We start from the raw sequence: 19,421 nt of genomic DNA, 5'->3' as shown, positions 1-19,421 counted from the left end.
CCTCAGGAACATTTAGTAGCGTTGCGATTTCACTATTCTTTAAATCTTTAAAGTACTTCAAATGAACAAGCTCCTGCTGTTCAATGGGCAGTTTTGATATGAAATCGTTTAGTTCAAATAGCTCTGCCATATGCTGAGACTCTTCATGAAAGTCATTCGTTACGAAATCTCGCTTTCTCTGCCGCTTCATCATTAAACATGTATTAATAACAATGCGCACGAGCCAAGTTTTTAAATACAGGGGCTTCTGAACTTTATGAATGTTTTTCAAGCATTGATACGTCATTTCTTGCAGAGCATCATTTGCATCATGTTCATTTCGCATGTAGCTATAAGCAATTCGATACATAGGCTCTTTATATAGATTTAAAAGCTGAAGTTGAGCAGCTTCATTTCCATTAATCGCTTGTCTGGCAAGTTCGATTTCTTCCATCTCCATGCCTCCTTTACTAATTAGATGCACTAGTCCAATCGTTCGTTCATTCTATTTAAAAAAGTTTCGGAAAATGGAATAATGCACCTGAAAAACGCCATCTATACTATCATGACAATAAAATTAGTAAATCTATCGCATAACGAATTATCATCAATAACCTTTTTTGGTAAAACAGTGTAATCTATATAAACATACTAGCAAATTTTTACTTGAGTAATAAGAATCCATAAATAATAGTTACGTTGAACCTTTTCATAAAAGAGTAAAAGCCAAATATATACAAGTTGTAAACTTGTTTATATTTGGCTAGTTTAGATTCTTACTTAAGACAGATAAGCTTATCATAGGAAAGACTGTCCCAAAAGGACAGCCTCACAACAACTCTATTTCTTTACCGTTACCTTTACCGCAACACTTTCATTGCCGCTTTTATCCTTGGCACTAACAGTTAATACGGCTTTAACCTTTTGCTTAGGAATTTTCACACTAAACGCTCCATCTTTTCCTGCTGTTGCTGTACCAATTACTTTGCTGCCAACCTTCACAATAACAGTTGAACCAGCTTCTGCTTTTCCTGTTACTTTACTTGAAGTTGAAGCCACGGTGTTTACAGTAGGTTTTGCCGGTGGCGTTTTATCGACTACCGTGATACTAGTTTGGGTGCTAGTATTTTTTGCACGATCCGTTGCCACAACCTTTAAGACTGTACCTGCTTTTTGTGTTGGAATCTTGACGGTGAAGTTTCCGTTTTTATCAGCCGTTCCTTTTCCGATTACCTTAGAGCCGACAGATACTGTTACAGTCGAGCCTGCCTCTGCTTTTCCTGTTACTTTAACAGACGTTGAAGTTACAGTGTTTACAGTAGGTTTTGCCGGCGGCGTTTTATCAACTACAGTGATGCTGGTTGGTTTGCTAGTATTGTTTGACCCATCCGTTGCCACAATCTTTAAGACTGTACCTGCTTTTTGTGTTGGTATCTTGATGGTGAAGTTCCCGTTTTTATCAGCAGTTCCTTTTCCAATTGCCTTAGAGCCTACAGATACTGTCACAGTGGATCCGGCTTCTGCTTTCCCTGTAACCGTCCCGGATGAATCTTTCACTTCATTCACTTGAGGTGCCGCGGGAGGAGTTACATCCGTCACGATTACTTCAATGGGTTCACTTGCATTATTTGTGTCATCTGTGGCGGTTACAACTATTGTCGTTCCAGCAGCTTGCTTGGCAATTTTGATTTGGAATTGTCCGGAATTACTCGCAACCGTTTCGCCGATGACCTTAGTCCCAACCTTAGCCGTTACTTTGGCACGTGGTTCAGTTGTGCCTGTAATGGTTGTTCCTGTATTTGTCACTTCATCCACAAAAAGTTCTAATGGCGTAGTTACATCTTTTGCTGCTTTAAACGTGACGCTGATTGTATGATTACTCTTTACATTCGTAAACGTGTAACTATTGCTTGTTGCCGATACATCTATTCCGTCAATTAGCAGCTTATCAATCTCATACCCTTTTTCGGGTGTAATCGTAAACGTCTGGTTTGCTCCCTCAACAACTGCAACGCTGCCATTAGGGCTAATTGTTCCATGCGTACCCGCAGTCGCGGTGATGGTATGGCCCTTCGGCGCAGGCGCTGGTGCCGGTGGCGGTGTTGCGGCAGGAGGCGGCGTTACTGCTGGCGGCGGCGTTACCACAGGCGGCGGCGTCACCACTGGTGGTGCTGCTGTTTCAGGAATGACAACCAATGTTCCAGCACTTTCATATAATTCGATCGTTTCGCGGGTCACGCTTACCTTCTGGCCAGGCGATCCAATATTCGGAATCGAGATTGTTACTGAAGTTTGGCCAGCTGCGACCGTTCCTTCGCCTAAAAGGGCCGTCTCAGCTTCATTATAGACACGAATGGTATCACCTGCGGTAAGTCCTTTGACACCTACTGTATCGTTTGATGATTGATTATTCGTAATGATGATGTTTTCAGGGAGTGGTGCTGGACTTTTCAACTCATCAAAAATAGCACCTGTGATGAAAGGAGGCACGTAGCCATTAGATGTTATTAATGTAATTGCAAGTCCAATCGTTCCATCTGGAATTGGTACATTATTTATGTTTACCGAATAGGATAGTTGATCCGCTGTAACGAATTCAATCGGGTCTCCGACAGGGCCTTCCTTATCCATGAAGTAGATTAGATAGGCAGTGTTTGCTGGTTGTTTTATCGCTTTTTCCCATGTTACGGTTCCTGAAAATCCATTTTCAGTGAATTCAGTATTGGTTAAACGAATGTCTCTTGCCAAATAAGTTGGTAAGTCCCAAACCTCAGTGGTGGAAAATTGATCATGCTCAATCCCGCCTGGTAAAACTGGATAGATGCCAAGTAGAGGCGAATCAGAAATCGAATACCTTCCCTGTAGTTTATAAATTAATACTCCATTCTTTTGTGATTCTAAAACCATATTAAGTTTTACAAATTTATTCCTTAAGGAATCAGTAAAATAGACATTATAAGATTCAATTGCCTGGGAAGTTTCCCTTGGAACGATGTATAAATATCCGCTTACCCATCCTTCCCGGTCATCGGTATCTATAAATACAGAATAGATGGGAGTGATGTTATTGCTGTCGGCTTCGTCAAGGTTTGCATACTTAATTAACTTTTTCTCCGATGAAACGATGATGGATTGATCATCCGCTACATACGCTTTGGAAATAACCGATGGCAAGTCGATGATTTTTGAAAAAGTATTGCGGTCGTATACGGCCCTGCTGCCGAAGACAAGTTCATCCTTGGCATAGAGAATTTTTTCTGGAAATGTCCCGTTTAACGTTGATAAATCGGATGCGCTTAATCTCCTATCGCCAAAGTAAAGGAAGTCACCCTCTTTTATGAGGTCATCTCTTTCATCAGATACAACGATGTGATAATTGCCAGATAATATGGTGCTGTGTGTGTTGGCATCAATTTTCTTGTGGTCGATCGATCCAATGACATACAACGCTTCTTCCTTTGCATCTAAATCATAATAATTGCTATCAACTGGCAGTTCACTGTGCTCGTTCCTTTCGGTTAAAACTCTTATTTTACGCCCTTCACCGTAAATAGTGTAAAAAACCTTCCCCTTATACGGTTCTATTTTGATCGGAAGTCCCTTGACTAATCGCTTTTCAATGCCCATATTAGATTTCTCGGTATCGGCAATATTGAACTGGGCTATATAGGATTCTCCTTTTAAGGCAACATACACCTTCCCATTATTGATTTCGACATCCACTGGGCGGGAGCCAATCCAAACGCTTTTAATAGGGCTGAAATCACTTTTTCTGATAACCGTTAACGCATTGGCTTTTTCGGAGATGGCGTAAATGTATGGCGTCTCTTCAGTCGTTGCCCAGTCCGTAATGGTAAAATTGCTTTCTAACGTATTACCTTGTTTTTTCATTTGAACCTGTGGAAGTGGATTTACCGTAATGGCGTACCGATAGATTTTATTGCTTGCAGCTGAAGCTTCTGATTTGAAAAGGTACACTGAGCCATCTTCATCCAAGATGCCTTGAGTTGGCTCAAAGGGTAGTGTCGCCAGATCAAGGGAGGTATTTTTATCATAAATACCTTGAGCTGTTAAAACATAATTGCTGCTAACACTCAAGATTTTTATCGCCTCATAGGAAGGATATCCCACTAGCCATTGATACTCACCCAAGAAATCCGACAAGTCATTTTTATTCATTCGATAACCAGCAAAGTAGACACTCGTGTCGTCTAAGATAATTTCCCCGGAAGGACTTCGGAAACCATTGTTGGCAACACTAATCATTTTTTTCTCAACACTATCGTATGAATAGAATTTGCTTGATGACGAAACTCTATCAGCCAAATAGAGTGTACGATTATCACTGCCAACCTGAATATCCACATACCAACTCATTCGAATATTGTCGTAAAATTTATAAGCTTTTGTCGTACGGTCAATCGAATAAACATACGAATCCGAAGCGAAAAAAATGTGTGTGGATGATACAGCCACGTCTGTAGGTTTAATGTTGGTCGAATATTGCTCATCCAATGATTTCGTTGTTAAATCAACCGATTGAATCAAATTATTTTCTTGTGATATATAAAGTTTGTTTTCAAACTTATACATATCTGTCGGCGCGCCACTAAGTTGGATTTCTTTCGTGACTCCCAATGTTTGTTTGTCCATAAAGTACAGCTTGTTTGTTGAGTCAGATATTGCATAAATCATGCCTGTTTCTTTATCCAATATCCAGTCCGTCAATTTTTGCGGGAAGGATACTACAGCTGTTTGTTGTGTAATTTGCTGTGGTGTGTTGTTGAGCGAGACTGCTGATTCTAAATCAAATTGCACATTTGACATCGATTTTGACTGACTGTTTTCTACTAGTTCATTGGCTGCAGCTGGACTGCTTAGTCCACCAAAAGTAGAAAGAATCAGCACTGTCATTAATATCCATGCTGTAACTCTTTTCTTGCTGAACACCTTCATAATCATATTCCCCCATAATCATATTCTTCCATTTATATTCCAAGCATTACAACATTCGATGAATTCAGACACTTATCCTTCCTTTTTTAGGAAATGTTGGATTTTTGTTAGAAAAAATAAAGAATGTGAGATAAACAGAAAATATAGGACAGTATCACTACATGTGGGAAGAAATCCAGACTTGGAGGTTCACACTAGGGGTTATTTGATAATTAAAGATGTCATTATGGACCTAGAAAATGTTTTTCAATCCTATGAGTCAGAGATACTTAAAATGGACAAATGAATAGGTTGAAAAGGTAACTTGCCGGTACATACAATGCGATGATCCTTATCATAAGTAGCGGCAAGTTTTTGAGCGAGAAGGCCACGGCTGACATTAGAACGTAATAATCACGTTCCCTTTTTTACGTTCGGTCTCTACGTACTTGTGTGCATCCGGCAGTAGTTCCAGAGGATATCGACGATCAATCACGGCGTTCAGCGTTCCATTTCTTGCGAGTTCCATGAGAAACGCCAAATTCGCTTTGTTTTGCATTAGGCCGGCTGTTGCAAAAATAGCCCGTTTGCCTTTAAACAGGGAAGTCCACAACATCTGTGTAATGATAGAGAGCTTAAGTAAGGTAGTCAAATAAATTCCTTTGGCCGTAAGTACGCGCTTGCATGTCGAGAAAGAGCGTTTACCTACAGCATCAAATACGACATCATAGGCTTTGTCCGCCTTCGTGAAATCCTCCTGGGTATAATCAATAATGAAATCTGCCCCTGCTTTTCTTACCAGGCCTTCGTTGCCGGCAGAGCAAACACCGGTTACTTCAGCGCCATAGTATTTGGCTAATTGCACGGCATAGATGCCGACAGCCCCCGAGGCACCATTAATCAGCACTTTTTGTCCCTTCCGCAACTTTGCCTTATCTCTTAGAAACGTCAATGCGGTGGCACCCCCATCACAGACGCCGACTGCTTCTTCAAAGGAGATGTTATCCGGTATAACCGCAAGGGCGGTCTCTTCGGAAAGACACTTATATTCGGCATAAGCACCGAAGTTTTTGACGCTCATTCCCAAAACACGATCACCCACTTTAAAATGATTTACTTCTTTGCCGACCGCTTCGACCACTCCGGCTAATTCGCTTCCTCCAATTGCAAATTTCGGTCTGGACAGTCCATATATCAATTTAATCATAAACGGATCACCCTTGCGAAAAGTGCAGTCGGACGGCCCTACTTTGGCAGCATGGATACGTATGAGTATTTCTTTGTTTCCAGGCGATGGTTTTGCGATATCTTGCGGGACAATTACTTCCGGTGGACCATACGAGATTTGGACCATGGCTCTCATGGGTTTCCCTCTATTCTTTAGTATTTTATTTGTAGAACATATCAATAGAAACGGTAAATTTTTATGATCCACTGCAACGGTCCTATACAAAAGGCTCCCTAACGTTAGATAATGAATATGAGCAGAACGGAAGGGAAGGAGATGAAGGAACGTGGTAATGAAAGATATTTTATACAAGTATATGTCAAGATGGACTTCCCTTAACGAGGAAGATCAGCAAGCCATAGTGGACGAGATTCGTATAGAAGAATTTAAAAAGGGAACAGTTCTTTTTAAACAAGGAGATGCCCCTACAAAATGTTATTTCATCTTAAAAGGTTGCGTAAGGCAGTATGCTATCGATGAGGATGGTAGGGAGATCACATCCAATTTCTACACCGAAGAGCAAGCCATCGCCATTTTCAATCATCACAAACCAGACAAGTCGTCCGATTACACTTACACGTGCATTGAAGACTCAGCAATGGTCGTTGGAGACCTGGATATGGAAAAGGACATGTACGACAAACACCCACAATTGGAGACGATGACTCGCAGGATGATCGAGGAGAACTTTAGTCAGGTCCAAGAGGAATTCGCTGCTTTTATCGCTTCTTCGCCTGAAGAACGCTTCAAGACGCTGCAAATGAAACGCCCATCTCTCATCGATCGGGTACCCCAACATCAATTGGCCAGTTATCTCGGCATTACTCCAGAGTCACTAAGCAGAATTAAAAAAAGAATCCACCAAGACCTTCGCTGACCGATAACCTATCTTCGTTTAGCCATGAAAAACCCCCTAAGTTTAAGTAATGATTACATTATAAATAGGGGGATGTTTACCTGCATTGACTTAAGTCAAGAGACGAGCCCGGAAATTGGTTATGAGAAAGTTTCAAACGCTATTCCGCTTCGAAAGTGTCTTCATCGGGTTTATAATGAAGACAGTTAATATTATTAGACTGGCGGTGATTAGGTATGGAACCTAAATGGCTGGAATGGGCGAAGCAGCTTCAATCGATTGCACAGGCAGGATTGACGTATTCCAAGGATGTATATGACTTGGAGAGGTTTGAAGAGATAAGAAAAATAAGCGTTGAAATCATGTCCCAACACACTTCATTGAAGGCAAACATAATTGCGGATTTATTTGCCAATGAAACGGGCTATGCTACTCCGAAGGTCGATATTCGGGCTGTTGTATTCAGGGAAAGCAAAATTTTAATGGTTAAAGAAAATACAGACGGCGGATGGTCGTTGCCAGGCGGCTGGGCTGATATAGGGTTAACACCTAGTGAAGTTGCTGTCAAAGAAGTAAAAGAAGAGTCAGGGTTTAATGTCAAAGTATTAAAACTAATCGGGGTGCTCGATAAAAAGTGCCATCCGCATCCTCCATCTCCCTATCATACATATAAACTGTTTTTCCAATGCGAAATCATTGGCGGGGAGGCTAAGGAAGGCATTGAAACAAGCGCAGTCGGGTTTTTTTCGGAAAATGGGTTGCCGCCGCTTTCAATAGAAAGAAATACAAAATCTCAAATTCAACTCGCCTTTAAACACCTGCATAATCCGAAAGAACCTGTTTGGTTTGATTGATTCTCATTAAATTGTCGCACGAAATGCCGTTGCCTAAACGGGTTCCCCGTGCTAGCCTAATAGTATTCTGTTAAATAAAGGGAGGGAGAACTCGTGATAAAAATAAAAGGCGTACACACAGAAGCTACGGTATTTTCCAATTATCCTCAGGATACCGCGCTTGAGCAAATTCAAGAATTGTGCAATCAATCTTTTTTGAAGGATGCGAAGATTAGCATTATGCCGGACTATCATGCAGGAAAAGGCTGTGTGATAGGAACAACCATTCAGTTAAAGGATAAAGTTGTTCCGAACCTGGTTGGAGTTGATGTTGGCTGCGGCGTCCTAACTGTGAAGCTTTCAGATAAAAAGGTTGATTTCAATAAACTGGATCAGGTTATTCGAAACAGGGTGCCTAGTGGAATGGATATTCACACCGAGGAGACTGTGGGGCAAATTAAGACGAGTTTTCCACCTGTAAAAGAATTTAAAGCCGAGCATATCCTTAGTGAAAATAAAAGCCTGCACTCCTTGGGAACGCTGGGTGGAGGGAATCATTTCATAGAAGTTTCAGCTGATTCGGATGGCCATCACTACTTGACCATTCATACTGGCAGCCGTTTTGTCGGAGGACGAATCGCCACCTATTATCAAAAACTTGCGATCTCTAAACTTCGCAGTCAGGATTTAACAGAGATCATTGAAAAACTGAAAGCTGAAGGGCGCCAAAAGGAAATCCAAAGCGTCATTCAAAGCTACCAAGAAAAGACTCCTGTCATTCCAAATGATTTAGCTTTTTTGGAAGGCAATGATTTTTTCGATTATATGCATGACATGAAATTAGCTCAAGCATATGCAAAGGCAAACCGGGAAGAAATTGCCCAAGTAATTGTCGACAATATGAGATTTGAAGAATTGGACCGATTCGATACGGTGCATAATTATATTGATACCGAAAACCTGATTTTACGAAAAGGAGCCGTATCCGCCCAAAAAGGAGAACGCCTCATCATTCCAATCAATATGAGGGACGGATCGATCCTTGCAGTCGGCAAAGGAAACGAGGAGTGGAATTATTCCGCCCCACATGGAGCCGGCCGTATTCTTAGCCGGTCGAAAGCGAAAAAAACGCTAAGCATGGATGAATTCAATTCTACGATGAAAGGCATTTGGACGACATCCGTTTCCGAAGAGACGCTGGACGAAGCACCGATGGCGTACAAGTCGATGGGTGAGATTTTAGAAAAGGCTGAGGAAACCGTTGCAATTTCCACTATTATTAAGCCGGTTTATAACTTCAAAGCTAGCGAAAACTATATTCCGGGAAGATACAAAAAGAAAAGATAATTGCTTCCTCAAAACAGTGCGTTGATCCATGAAGGATTGGCGCATTTTTATTATCAATTGTAGCAGCGATAGTTACGAGAAAACAATTCTTTTTTCAAAGGGGAGTTTACCCAATTAATAATTGCCAAAGATAAAATTGGATACCCTAAAGAAAATGAGCCAAAGTAGTAAATTCATGGTACAGTTAGAAAGAAAATATTAAAAGTGAGTAGGAGAAGTGCATGATTGAAATAAAAACATCTTCACTTAGTAATGGAGAATTCAATAGAGGCGTATTTGCGAAACGTGATATCAAAAAAGGGGAGCTTATACACGAAGCACCCGTCATTTCCTATCCAAACGACCAGCATGAACATATAGAGAAAACATTACTTGCTGATTACGCTTTTGAGTATGGCATAAACCATACCGCGATCCTTCTTGGTTATGGGATGCTATTTAACCATTCGTATGAACCGAATGCAACGTATGATATTAATTTTGATAACCACACGTTCGATTTCTACGCTTACACAGATATAAAAGCGGGAGAAGAAATTTTAATCAATTATAATGGCGACGTTGATGACAAAGAAGAACTGTGGTTTAATAAGGACTAAAAAGATGCGCGCCAATTTCGGAGGAATTTCCAAATGAATAAACGATGGACAATCGATAGGATCAAGGAATTTGTTGAAAAAAATTCAGAAAGCAAATTGCTATCAACGGAGTATCACGGTTTTTCGCAAAAGCTGCTATTTAAATGTGCATGTGGCAGCAATTTCGAAAAAACATTTACGAAATTCAAAAATAACCACCAGCGTAAATGTGACGTGTGCCAGCCGCCGAAAGTATCACGCTAATCAATAAACCTTAATCAAGCGCCGATTTCTATTAGGAATTGGCGCTGTTTTTTATTTTATTTTACCCAAATATAGCTCTAGGAGGGAGAGCATGGCCAAATTTGAAATAGTTTTTACCACTGAACCCGAAGAAAACCTGGTGGAGATATTTGAAAATGAATATGAGGAATACGATTTCTGGGGATTCATGGATATCCTTGTCGATGGGGAATCCTTTTTTAAAAGCTTCAGACCATCCTTTTATGAAAAATATTATGAAGGAACTTCTACGATTTCAGAGCGAGGAATTGCTGTACCCGTATTTCCTATGATTGAAGCCATTCTGGAAGGGGTCGACAAAATAAGAGCTGAAGACAAAACAGTTATAATTACGGAGCATACTTGGCAAAGTAGCAAATCGATTGTTATGGACTTAGACATTCAAGAGGGAAAACTAGTGATTGCAATAATGGACGGTGTTTTTGCCGAAGAACAAACTTGGTATGATGGGGAAAAGGTTTCTGTTCAAGAAGTAATACCTGTCTCCGGGGTGAATGTCTTAATGAAAGAGGATGTTATTGAAGGAAGTATTAATTCTATTAAAAACTATCTTTTGCACCTTAACGAAAAATATCCAAAGTTAAATGAAATATCACATTTTAAAAATGTATTAAAAACAGCAGAACTAATTTAATTTCTTATATGGGGATTCACTTTTCCAGCTAATGGCGTTTATCCAGGAAGGATTGGCGCTTTTTTTGTAGAATTCCTAAAGAACAAAATGAAACAACAGTCCTGCTTAAAATAGTCGAAATTTTTATCCGCTGAAGGGGATAATACCCTTGAGGTGGTATGAGTGATTAAGAAGATAGTCGTATGCGTTATAATAATGGCTTTTATTTCAATACCCACTGCAGCTCAAACGCACCAACAAATTGAAATATTTGATATTGCCAAAGGAAAAGTAGTTAAAACCGCACAACCGAATCCAAAGGTACAACAAGAGGTAAAGAAGTTCCTTACAGGGATAACAGGTATTTACCCCAAATTAAATCCTGTTCCAAGCGAAGGTTTTATGATTAGAGTTCCTTTTGAACCCAGAACTATGGTGAAAACCTCATTGTTTAATGGACCTGTGGATGAGGTAATCATTATTTTTCCCGCTTATGAAAATCCATACCTTATGTTTTTTGACGATAAAGGCAGGGCTTTAGTATTTAACTTTAAAGGTGATACAGCGAAATTGTTGGGATTGTTAAACTTTAAACCATAGGCCTTTTTCACATAAGGGGGAGATATCCACTACAGAAAAGAGCAACGACTTTGCAGCCGCTGCTCCTGGAATCAATTTCTTCATTATTTGATTGGTGCCTTATTGATTAGTGATAATTCTTCGTGTACTTGAAAAATTTTCGCGCGAATGTCATCAAAACCAAAGTTTTTTAAACGGGCTGAATGCATCTCCAAGAATTTTTGAGCAGTCTCTTCGGATTCGAATAAATACACCCCGCCAGATTCTTTCGTAACAGAATTCTCAGTCCAAATTTTCCAGATAACACCTGGCTCATCATTAATGCTTTTTGCTAAATCAACTTTCTCTTTTGCCTTTTCATCCCCAAATGGGCCATCCGATTTAAAATCGATTTGCAATAAATATCTCACGATAAACACTCCTAGCTGTTTTTAACTATACTATCACTTTAGCGATAATTTTGCTCAAGTCTGAAATTTGTGTATAGGGAGGGTTTTTCCATTATTTAAGCTGTGTTTCCTGGATGGGTTTAAATGGTATGCTCACCTTAATTTACAACCATTTTGGAGATTGAAAAAGATTGGAGCGGGGCAGATGGTTTGGCTTTTCGTATCATTGCTGGGATTAATTCTTATAGTAGGAGCGATTTTCTATTTTGTTCATGAAGCAAAGTCTATGGAAAACAAAAAAATGGGTACTCTATCATTTCTCTTTGATTTCGTGTTCTCAGTCATGGGAGGAGTTATTTTGCTGGGACTGCTTCTGTTTATTTATGGGCTGGTTAAGGTGGGGGAACTGTAGGGATTAGGAGCAACAGATCTAGGCCATAGGGGAAATAGGAGCGACAATGCCCTGGCATATAATTTAGGCACGGACCGGGCTTTATCAGTATTCTTGACGCCTGGCTGGTCATTTACTTTGATGAAAATAATCGTGTAAGTCATTTTAAAATAGCAACCGATCAAAGATAAACGGAGTAGTGTTAGGCAGTAAAAGAAGCTGATTTTTTAATAGTATTGTTCCCCGCGGGGAAAGGCAGCCATATGGAATTAGGAATTGCCCTAGGACAATGGAAAAGAATAGTTTTATATTCACCGGATGGTGAAGTTACTAATTTTGAGACGACTAGTACGTTTTATCATCTACCAGAAGTGGAGAAGTGTCTTGGAACTATTGAAGAGCTGGTTGAAATGGTAACAAGATAGGACTTTATTTAGCTCTACCATCATCGCCAACAGCATTCCAGTCCCACACCATCATTATTTTCAAAAATGATTCCTGCCGAAACGAAAATTAAAAGGAGAACTCTTTATGAAAGCGATGGTCTACACTAAATACGGAACAACAGGCATTCTCAATTTAACGGAAGTAGAAATTCCTGCTCCAAAGAACAATGAAGTATTGGTAAAAGTTCATGCAGTATCGGTAAATTCCTGGGATTGGGATCTCCTGAGAGGTAAACCATTTCTGTCTCGGATTGGGGGACTGCTAAAACCAAAATATCCTATACTCGGTGCGGATATAGCGGGGAGTGTTCAAGCAGTTGGCAGAGATGTAAAACACCTTCTTATTGGAGATGAGGTGTTTGGGGATATTTCCTGGTGTGGTTGGGGTGGATTTGCGGAATACGTATGCGTTCGTGAAGATGCGTTGTCTTTGAAACCAGCAAACATGACATTCGAGGAAGCAGCGGCGATCCCTCAAGCAGGAGTTCTTGCCTTGCAGGGGCTTCGGGATAAAGGCGGGATTCAGGCGGGCCAACAGATTTTAATCAATGGGGCTGGCGGAGGGGTCGGAACTTTTGCATTGCAAATCGCCAACATGTATAAAGCTGAAGTGACTTGTGTTGATAGTACAAAGAAATTGGGTATGCTCAAATCCCTTGGGGCGGACCATGTCATTGATTACACTCAAGAGGATTTTACCCAGAATGAGCAGCTATACGATTTGATTCTAGATGTTGTAGGAACTAGGCCAATTTTTGATTACGAGCGCGTCTTAAACCCTAATGGTACATATGTTATGGTCGGTGGATCCATTTCGTTAATTTTACAAATAGTGCTCCTAGGACCCTTGATTTCAAAAACTAAAAAGAAGAAACTGGCCATCCTAGCTCATAAACCAAACATAAAGGATCAGGACTTTTTAAAGGAACTTTTTTTGGCAGGCAAGGTAGTACCTGTTATAGATAAACGATACTCTTTAAGTCAGGCAGAAGAAGGTATTCGGTACCTTGGAGAAGGACATGCCAAGGGAAAGGTGGTTATTAATGTAATAAATCCAGTTTAGTCTCACATAAAAACTCTTAAGTGACAAGCGCAAGCCGAAATCCGGTTTAGTTGTCAGAATAAACCCGGATATGTGACAAGCGCAGGGGAAAATCCGGTTTAGTTGTCAGAATAACCCTGTATATGTGACAAGCGCAGGCCGAAATCCGGTTTAGTTGTCAGAATAACCCCGGATATGTGACAAGCGCAAGCCGAAATCCAGTTTAGTTGTCAGAATAAACCCGGATATGTGACAAGCGCAAGCCGAAATCCAGTATAGTTGTCAGAATAAACCGGGATATGTGACAAGCGCAAGCCGAAATCCGGTGTAGTTGTCAGAATAAACCCGGATATTTGACAAGCGCAGGCCGAAATCCGGTGTAGTTGTCAGAATAAACCCGGATATTTGACAAGCGCAAGCCGAAATCCGGTTTAGTTGTCAGAATAAGCCTGGATATGTGACAAGCGCAAGCCGAAATCCGGTTTAGTTGTCAGAATAAACCCAGATATGTGACAAGCGCAAGCCGAAATCCAGTTTAGTTGTCAGAATAAACCCGGATATGTGACAAGCGCAAGCCGAAATCCGGTTTAGTTGTCAGAATAAACCCGAATATGTGACAAGCGCAGGGAAAAATCCGGTTTAGTTGTCAGAATAAGCCTGGATATGTGACAAGCGCAGGCTAAAATCCGTTTTAGTTGTCAGAATAAGCCTGGATATGTGACAAGCGCAGGCTAAAATCCAGTTTAGTTGTCAGAATAAGCCTGGATATGTGACAAGCACAAGCCGAAATCCGGTTTAGTTGTCAGAATAAGATTGGATATGTGACAAGCGCAGGCCGAAATTCTGTGTAGTTGTCAGAATAAACCCGGATATGTGACAAGCGCAAGCCGAAATCCAGTATAGTTGTCAGAATAAACCGGGATATGTGACAAGCGCAAGCCGAAATCCGGTGTAGTTGTCAGAATAAACCCGGATATTTGACAAGCGCAAGCCGAAATCCAGTTTAGTTGTCAGAATAAACCCGGATATGTGACAAGCGCAAGCCGAAATCCAGTATAGTTGTCAGAATAAACCCGGATATGTGACAAGCGCAAGCCGAAATCCGGTTTAGTTGTCAGATTAAGCCCGTATATGTGACAACCGCCCGCCAAAATCCAAAAAAGCTGTCACCCTAAGCCCAAATGTATGACAGCTTAGCCCGAGAAGTCTACTCTCCCGAAAACTCCTCCACGAGTTCATGAATTTTTTCAGGTTTTAAATAGGGTGAGATCGATTTTTCCGTCTGCAGGGTGAGAGCAGAACCGGCAAGGCCTAATTGGCAGGCGCTCGATAACGAATTACCGTTCATGAGTCCGTATATTGTACAGGACGCAAATGCTTCGCCGGCTCCTGTGACATCAACAACCTCAGTTTGGAATGCGGGCAAATGCCCCGATTCCTCAGCAGAGAAATAATATACCCCCTGATCCCCCAGAGTGATAATCACGTTTTGAACCCCGCGCTGTCGTATTTTTTCACAAGCTGTTTGGCAATCGTTAATTGAGTCAATCTTAATTCCGGCAAGGGTTTCCGCTTCTTCCCGGTTTGGAAGCAATAGTTTGACTCCATCAAGGCGTAAAGGAAGTTTTTGTGCCTTTGCCGTAGAGACAGGGTCGATAAATATAGGAATGTCTTCATCTTTGCAGCGATTAATCAGGTAACTTATACAATCCCGGGGAATATTCGTATCCAAATAAACCGCTTGTGAGGCAGCGATATGAGACCATTTTTCCTCAAACATGGAAATGGTCAATTTTTCGTATATATTCATATCAGCCATGGAGACAATGCTTTCACCATCAATATCTAATAAAGTAGTAAAAGTTCCTGTCCTTTCTGTTGGCAGCACCCATACCTGGCTAACGTCAACTCCCTGGCTTTTTGTTTCCTTCAGGATCCAATTCCCTTCTATGTCATCCCCGACACAAGTCATTAGAGAAGCGCTCACGCCGAGCCGGCTTAAATTTTCCGCGAAATTGCGTGCAACCCCGCCACAAGCCTCAGTTATTTTGACCGGATTGGAAGAATACAAGCGCACTTTCTTTTCCGTTCGTGCTTTCCGGTCCGTGTTAGCCCCTCCAATGCATATAATCGACGATTCTTCCCTTAAAATATAGCCTCGTCCCTTTATCTCACCGTGCCTGATCAAATTGGCAATATAATTAGCAACGGCAGGCCGTGATAAACCCACTTTAGTTGACAATTCCTGTTGGGAAATAAAAGGGTTCATTCTAATATAATGCAAAATTTGCTTCTCTTTATCCATAGAAGATCTCCCTCACTTTAAACAATAGATTAATCTATAAACAAAGGTTTGTAAACGCTTAATTTTACAAGGATTAACAAAAAAAATTCTGTTTGGTACACAACAATGGCTAACAAGGAAGATCGTTTTTTACAACCCACCCTTAAAACGTTAATCCCAAACATACTCAGATTTTCATTCATTTGGCAAATAAATTATACGCTATTGAAATAGGACAAACAAACGATAGTCAATTTCCTATTGCCACAAAAAAATAATTGTAAAATGGCCAATCTGTGTTTTATAGTGGAAGCTATGATTTTTTTTTGATAGTCAAAATCATTATGCAAATGTATTGCTGAATAAATGAATGGAGGAAGTTGAATAATGAAGATGTATCTCTATCCCTTGTTGGTAGTGATTGGAGCCAGCAGTTATGGTGTCGTTTCGACCATCATAAAGCTGGCGATGGGTAGTGGTTTTTCCGTTTCGGAGGCAGTTACAAGCCAATTTTTTAGCGGCTTTTTTATCGCGCTATGTATTTTTTTCATTGCAAACAGATCAAAATTCACGTTTGTCGGCATGAAAATCCTAATTGTTGCGGGCATTTTAACAGGATTAACAAATATCGTGTATGGCCAATCATTAAATTACCTGCCAGCCTCTTTGGCAGTTGTCCTTCTGTTTCAATTTACATGGATAGGCATGCTGATTTCCTGCATATCAAAACGCCAATTCCCAACCAGAGTTGAACTCATCTCTTTAATCGTCCTGGTAGCCGGAACGATACCGGCAGCTGGTTTGATTGATGTTGATTTGTCGCAAATCCCTATCCAAGGGTGGCTATGGGGGTTAGCGGCAGCTCTCTGTTATTCTTTATTTTTGTTTATAAATGGAAAGGCAGCCGGAAATATGACAACTTCCAATCGGTTAGTTTTCGTTTCCTTCTTTGCTTTTATGGTTACGTCAACATTCCAGTCTCCGGAAATTATATGGAACGGGACGTTTTTTAACGAAGGCCTTTGGATGTATGGCCTGGCATTGGGATTATTCGGCATGATTATACCTGTTTTCTTATTCACGATTGCCGTTCCTAAAGTTGGATTGGGAATGTCGTCGATCTTGAGTGCGATTGAATTTCCAATCGCTGTAATGGTGTCCGTGATTTTATTAAGCGAAAAGGTTACGGCTTTGCAAATTGCCGGAATTGTTACCATCCTTCTCGGAATGAGTTTGCCAACAATCCTTAATATGAATCGTTTATTTAGAAAAAAAATAACGTCAAGTCAACATGAAAAAACTCAAAACATGTTAGGTGGATTAGAAAAACGTACTAGTTAATATTGGCATTTCATTTTTTCGAGCAGCAGACAAGCTAACAAACGCCCATAATCAGTGCATTTACAGTCCATTTCTGCAGATGGTGGCTAATTATGGGATTTATTTTTTCAGATAATATTGTTGACATTCAGAAATGAAAACGTATACTAAACTTATGTTTATTTGATAAACTTTTGTCACGGAAGGAGGTTGTACGGTGACGGATGATATTACAAGAAGCGAAAAATTGGTTTTGGAAATGGTTCGGGCAAATCCATTTATTTCGCAAGAGGAATTATCAGAATTAATGGGATTACCTATTTCCTCCATTGCCAATAGTATTTCTGAACTAGTCAAGAAAGAATATGTTTTAGGCAAGGCTTTTGTAATAAACGAAGCAACTCCTATTATCTGCATTGGCGGGGCTAACGTTGATCGAAAGTTCTACGCGAAAGAGGAAATTACGAACGAAACGTCCAATCCGGTGAAATCTTCTACTTCGGTAGGAGGGGTAGCAAGAAATATTGCTGAAAACTTAGGAAGATTAGGCGAGGAAGTAATTTTACTATCAGCCAGAGGCGATGATTCCGAATGGGACATGATTTATGAATTATCCTCACCATTTATGAACTTGGAGCATGTCGCCCAATTTGAACATTCGTCAACAGGTTCCTATACTGCAGTTTTAGATAAGAACGGCGATTTAACAGTCGCATTAGCCGACATGGATATTTATGAACATATAACACCTGAGTTGTTAATTAAAAACAGTAATATTCTTAGAAAAGCAAAATGTATCGTTGTTGATTTGAATTGTCCAGGAGAAACGATTGATTTTCTCAGTGCTTTCACATCAAAATATCATATTCCACTAATTGTTATCCCTGTTTCGGGGCCAAAAATGAACAGGCTTCCAAAAACCTTGAATGCTGTAAGCTGGCTCATTGTAAATAGGGACGAAACTGAAACATACATGAATATGAAAATCAATGATGAACATGATTGGAAAGAAGCCGTTAAGAAGTGGCTCGATTTAGGAGTAAAAAATGTCATCGTAACGAATGGTTCAAAAGGTGTAATGTCGGGAGTTGAAAGTGGCGAGATCTACTATTCCCCGGCTATTGAAACACCAAAGGTTGTCGATGTGACTGGTGCAGGGGATTCATTTTGTTCAGGGGTTATTTATTCCTGGTTACAAAAGAAAGAACTTGACTACATTATTAAATCTGGTTTAGTCAATGCGCACAAAACCATTATGTCTAAATATACAGTTAGACAAGAGTTATCCCAACAACAATTCAACTTGGATATGGAGGAATTTCAAAATGAAACAGTATATTGAACTATCTGCAGAGGTACAAAAAGCAAAAGAGGAAGGCAAAGCGATCGTAGCACTAGAATCTACAATCATTTCACACGGTATGCCTTATCCACAAAACGTTCAAATGGCTCGCGAAGTTGAGCAAATCGTTCGCGACAATGGTGCGGTTCCAGCAACAATTGCGATTATCGACGGAAAAATCAAAATCGGCTTAACAGATGATGAATTAGAGCTATTTGGTAAAAGCAAGGACGTTGCGAAGGTATCAAGACGTGACCTGGCTGCAATCGTTGCAACTAAAAAATTGGGTGCGACAACTGTCGCTACAACAATGATCTGTGCTGAATTAGCAGACATCAGCATCTTTGTAACAGGCGGTATCGGCGGAGTTCACAGAGGCGCTGAAACGACTATGGACATCTCAGCAGACCTTGATGAATTGGCACAAACAAATGTAGCGGTCGTCTGCGCAGGTGCGAAATCAATCCTAGACCTAGCCCTTACGCTTGAGTACCTTGAAACAAAAGGAGTTCCTGTCATTGGCTACGGAACTGAAGTTCTTCCTGCATTCTACACTAGAAGAAGCGAACATAAATTGAACTTCCATACTGATTCACTTGATGTGATTGCTGACACATTAAAAACGAAGTGGGAATTGAACCTTAAAGGTGGAGCAGTAATCGCCAACCCAATTCCAGAAGAGCATGCGATGGATGAAGATTATATCAATGGCATTATCACTGGCGCGGTTAAAGAAGCAGAAGAAAAAGGCATTTCCGGTAAAGATACAACGCCATTCCTGCTTGGAAAAATCAAAGAAATGACTGAAGGCAAGAGCCTTGTAGCCAATATCGAATTGGTAAAACACAATGCTAAAGTAGGATCTCAACTAGCAGTTAGCTTCAACAGCAAAACAAACTAATTGAATTGTTAAAATGGCATAACCTCAACTTCTATAAAGTGTCAAAGCTTTATAG

The 19,421-nt window shown here is 40.5% G+C and carries 17 protein-coding genes; 12 read left to right on the top strand and 5 right to left on the bottom strand.

Translation table 11 applies throughout. From position 1 onward, the window contains the following. The 3 genes from AR337_RS21215 to AR337_RS21205 form a co-directional block, all read right to left on the bottom strand. Positions 1-433: sigma-70 family RNA polymerase sigma factor (locus tag AR337_RS21215; protein ID WP_216637396.1), on the bottom strand; the 433-nt coding region annotated here is incomplete at its 3' end. A 386-nt stretch (positions 434-819) separates the two neighbouring features. Next, entirely contained in the window at positions 820-4,935 is a 4,116-nt protein-coding gene (locus tag AR337_RS21210) for an Ig-like domain-containing protein (protein WP_059174047.1), read from the bottom strand. Positions 4,936-5,314: 379 nt separating this feature from the next. Then, positions 5,315-6,277 (bottom strand): NAD(P)-dependent alcohol dehydrogenase, encoded by a 963-nt coding sequence (locus AR337_RS21205; RefSeq protein WP_059174046.1) that lies wholly within the window; start codon positions 6,275-6,277, stop codon positions 5,315-5,317. A gap of 157 nt (positions 6,278-6,434) precedes the next feature. On the opposite strand from AR337_RS21205, the gene AR337_RS21200 reads away from it, so the two are divergent. The 7 genes from AR337_RS21200 to AR337_RS21170 all read left to right on the top strand — a co-directional run bounded on the left by AR337_RS21200 (position 6,435) and on the right by AR337_RS21170 (position 11,272). Beyond that, positions 6,435-7,019 (top strand): Crp/Fnr family transcriptional regulator, encoded by a 585-nt coding sequence (locus AR337_RS21200; protein WP_059174093.1) that lies wholly within the window; start codon positions 6,435-6,437, stop codon positions 7,017-7,019. Between the two features lie 215 nt (positions 7,020-7,234). After that, positions 7,235-7,852, top strand: a complete 618-nt coding sequence (locus AR337_RS21195; RefSeq protein WP_059174045.1) for an NUDIX hydrolase — start codon at positions 7,235-7,237, stop codon at positions 7,850-7,852. 93 nt (positions 7,853-7,945) lie between these two features. Then, the gene (locus AR337_RS21190) at positions 7,946-9,178 is read left to right on the top strand and encodes an RtcB family protein (RefSeq protein ID WP_059174044.1); all 1,233 of its coding nucleotides are present in this window, start codon (positions 7,946-7,948) and stop codon (positions 9,176-9,178) included. Between the two features lie 221 nt (positions 9,179-9,399). After that, positions 9,400-9,777, top strand: a complete 378-nt coding sequence (locus AR337_RS21185) for an SET domain-containing protein (RefSeq protein ID WP_059174043.1) — start codon at positions 9,400-9,402, stop codon at positions 9,775-9,777. A gap of 33 nt (positions 9,778-9,810) precedes the next feature. Continuing rightward, the gene (locus tag AR337_RS21180; RefSeq protein WP_059174042.1) at positions 9,811-10,020 is read left to right on the top strand and encodes a hypothetical protein; all 210 of its coding nucleotides are present in this window, start codon (positions 9,811-9,813) and stop codon (positions 10,018-10,020) included. Between the two features lie 91 nt (positions 10,021-10,111). Continuing rightward, positions 10,112-10,693, top strand: a complete 582-nt coding sequence (locus AR337_RS21175) for a hypothetical protein (RefSeq protein ID WP_059174041.1) — start codon at positions 10,112-10,114, stop codon at positions 10,691-10,693. Positions 10,694-10,855: 162 nt separating this feature from the next. Next, entirely contained in the window at positions 10,856-11,272 is a 417-nt protein-coding gene (locus tag AR337_RS21170; protein ID WP_059174040.1) for a hypothetical protein, read from the top strand. Positions 11,273-11,355: 83 nt separating this feature from the next. Here the strand turns inward: AR337_RS21170 and AR337_RS21165 are convergent, their stop codons facing one another. Then, entirely contained in the window at positions 11,356-11,661 is a 306-nt protein-coding gene (locus AR337_RS21165; protein WP_059174039.1) for a monooxygenase, read from the bottom strand. Between the two features lie 160 nt (positions 11,662-11,821). Here AR337_RS21165 and AR337_RS21160 point away from each other — a divergent pair, with 160 nt between their 5' ends. Together AR337_RS21160 and AR337_RS21155 are read left to right on the top strand one after the other, a co-directional pair. Continuing rightward, on the top strand, positions 11,822-12,052 hold the full coding sequence (locus AR337_RS21160; protein WP_156424494.1) for a hypothetical protein: 231 nt from the start codon (positions 11,822-11,824) through the stop codon (positions 12,050-12,052). Between the two features lie 510 nt (positions 12,053-12,562). Continuing rightward, the gene (locus AR337_RS21155) at positions 12,563-13,540 is read left to right on the top strand and encodes an NAD(P)-dependent alcohol dehydrogenase (protein WP_059174037.1); all 978 of its coding nucleotides are present in this window, start codon (positions 12,563-12,565) and stop codon (positions 13,538-13,540) included. A gap of 1,186 nt (positions 13,541-14,726) precedes the next feature. On the opposite strand, the gene AR337_RS21150 is transcribed toward AR337_RS21155, so the two are convergent. After that, a complete protein-coding gene (locus AR337_RS21150; RefSeq protein WP_059174036.1) occupies positions 14,727-15,824 on the bottom strand; it encodes a carbohydrate kinase in 1,098 nt (365 codons plus the stop codon). A gap of 372 nt (positions 15,825-16,196) precedes the next feature. On the opposite strand from AR337_RS21150, the gene AR337_RS21145 reads away from it, so the two are divergent. The 3 genes from AR337_RS21145 to AR337_RS21135 all read left to right on the top strand — a co-directional run bounded on the left by AR337_RS21145 (position 16,197) and on the right by AR337_RS21135 (position 19,366). Then, a complete protein-coding gene (locus AR337_RS21145) occupies positions 16,197-17,144 on the top strand; it encodes a DMT family transporter (protein ID WP_059174092.1) in 948 nt (315 codons plus the stop codon). A gap of 208 nt (positions 17,145-17,352) precedes the next feature. Next, positions 17,353-18,465 (top strand): carbohydrate kinase, encoded by a 1,113-nt coding sequence (locus AR337_RS21140; protein ID WP_059174091.1) that lies wholly within the window; start codon positions 17,353-17,355, stop codon positions 18,463-18,465. Beyond that, the gene (locus AR337_RS21135; protein ID WP_059174035.1) at positions 18,449-19,366 is read left to right on the top strand and encodes a pseudouridine-5'-phosphate glycosidase; all 918 of its coding nucleotides are present in this window, start codon (positions 18,449-18,451) and stop codon (positions 19,364-19,366) included. The genes AR337_RS21140 and AR337_RS21135 overlap by 17 nt, the downstream gene beginning before the upstream one ends. Positions 19,367-19,421 lie beyond the last annotated feature (55 nt).

It is taken from the genome of Bacillus sp. FJAT-27445 (assembly GCF_001510665.1).
Classification (GTDB): domain Bacteria; phylum Bacillota; class Bacilli; order Bacillales; family Cytobacillaceae; genus Bacillus_D.
The sequence above is the reverse complement of the archived record's forward strand: the minus strand, read 5'-3'. Positions and strand labels throughout refer to the sequence as shown.

Excerpts from the sequence above, each read along its gene's own strand:
- AR337_RS21135 (WP_059174035.1), top strand. The coding sequence starts at position 18,449 with ATGAAACAGTATATTGAACTATCTGCAGAGGTACAAAAAGCAAAAGAG.
- AR337_RS21180 (WP_059174042.1), top strand. The coding sequence starts at position 9,811 with ATGAATAAACGATGGACAATCGATAGGATCAAGGAATTTGTTGAAAAA.
- AR337_RS21175 (WP_059174041.1), top strand. The coding sequence starts at position 10,112 with ATGGCCAAATTTGAAATAGTTTTTACCACTGAACCCGAAGAAAACCTG.
- AR337_RS21195 (WP_059174045.1), top strand. The coding sequence starts at position 7,235 with ATGGAACCTAAATGGCTGGAATGGGCGAAGCAGCTTCAATCGATTGCA.
- AR337_RS21200 (WP_059174093.1), top strand. The coding sequence starts at position 6,435 with ATGAAAGATATTTTATACAAGTATATGTCAAGATGGACTTCCCTTAAC.
- AR337_RS21205 (WP_059174046.1), bottom strand. The coding sequence starts at position 6,277 with ATGAGAGCCATGGTCCAAATCTCGTATGGTCCACCGGAAGTAATTGTC.
- AR337_RS21150 (WP_059174036.1), bottom strand. The coding sequence starts at position 15,824 with ATGGATAAAGAGAAGCAAATTTTGCATTATATTAGAATGAACCCTTTT.
- AR337_RS21155 (WP_059174037.1), top strand. The coding sequence starts at position 12,563 with ATGAAAGCGATGGTCTACACTAAATACGGAACAACAGGCATTCTCAAT.
- AR337_RS21145 (WP_059174092.1), top strand. The coding sequence starts at position 16,197 with ATGTATCTCTATCCCTTGTTGGTAGTGATTGGAGCCAGCAGTTATGGT.
- AR337_RS21210 (WP_059174047.1), bottom strand. The coding sequence starts at position 4,935 with ATGAAGGTGTTCAGCAAGAAAAGAGTTACAGCATGGATATTAATGACA.
- AR337_RS21185 (WP_059174043.1), top strand. The coding sequence starts at position 9,400 with ATGATTGAAATAAAAACATCTTCACTTAGTAATGGAGAATTCAATAGA.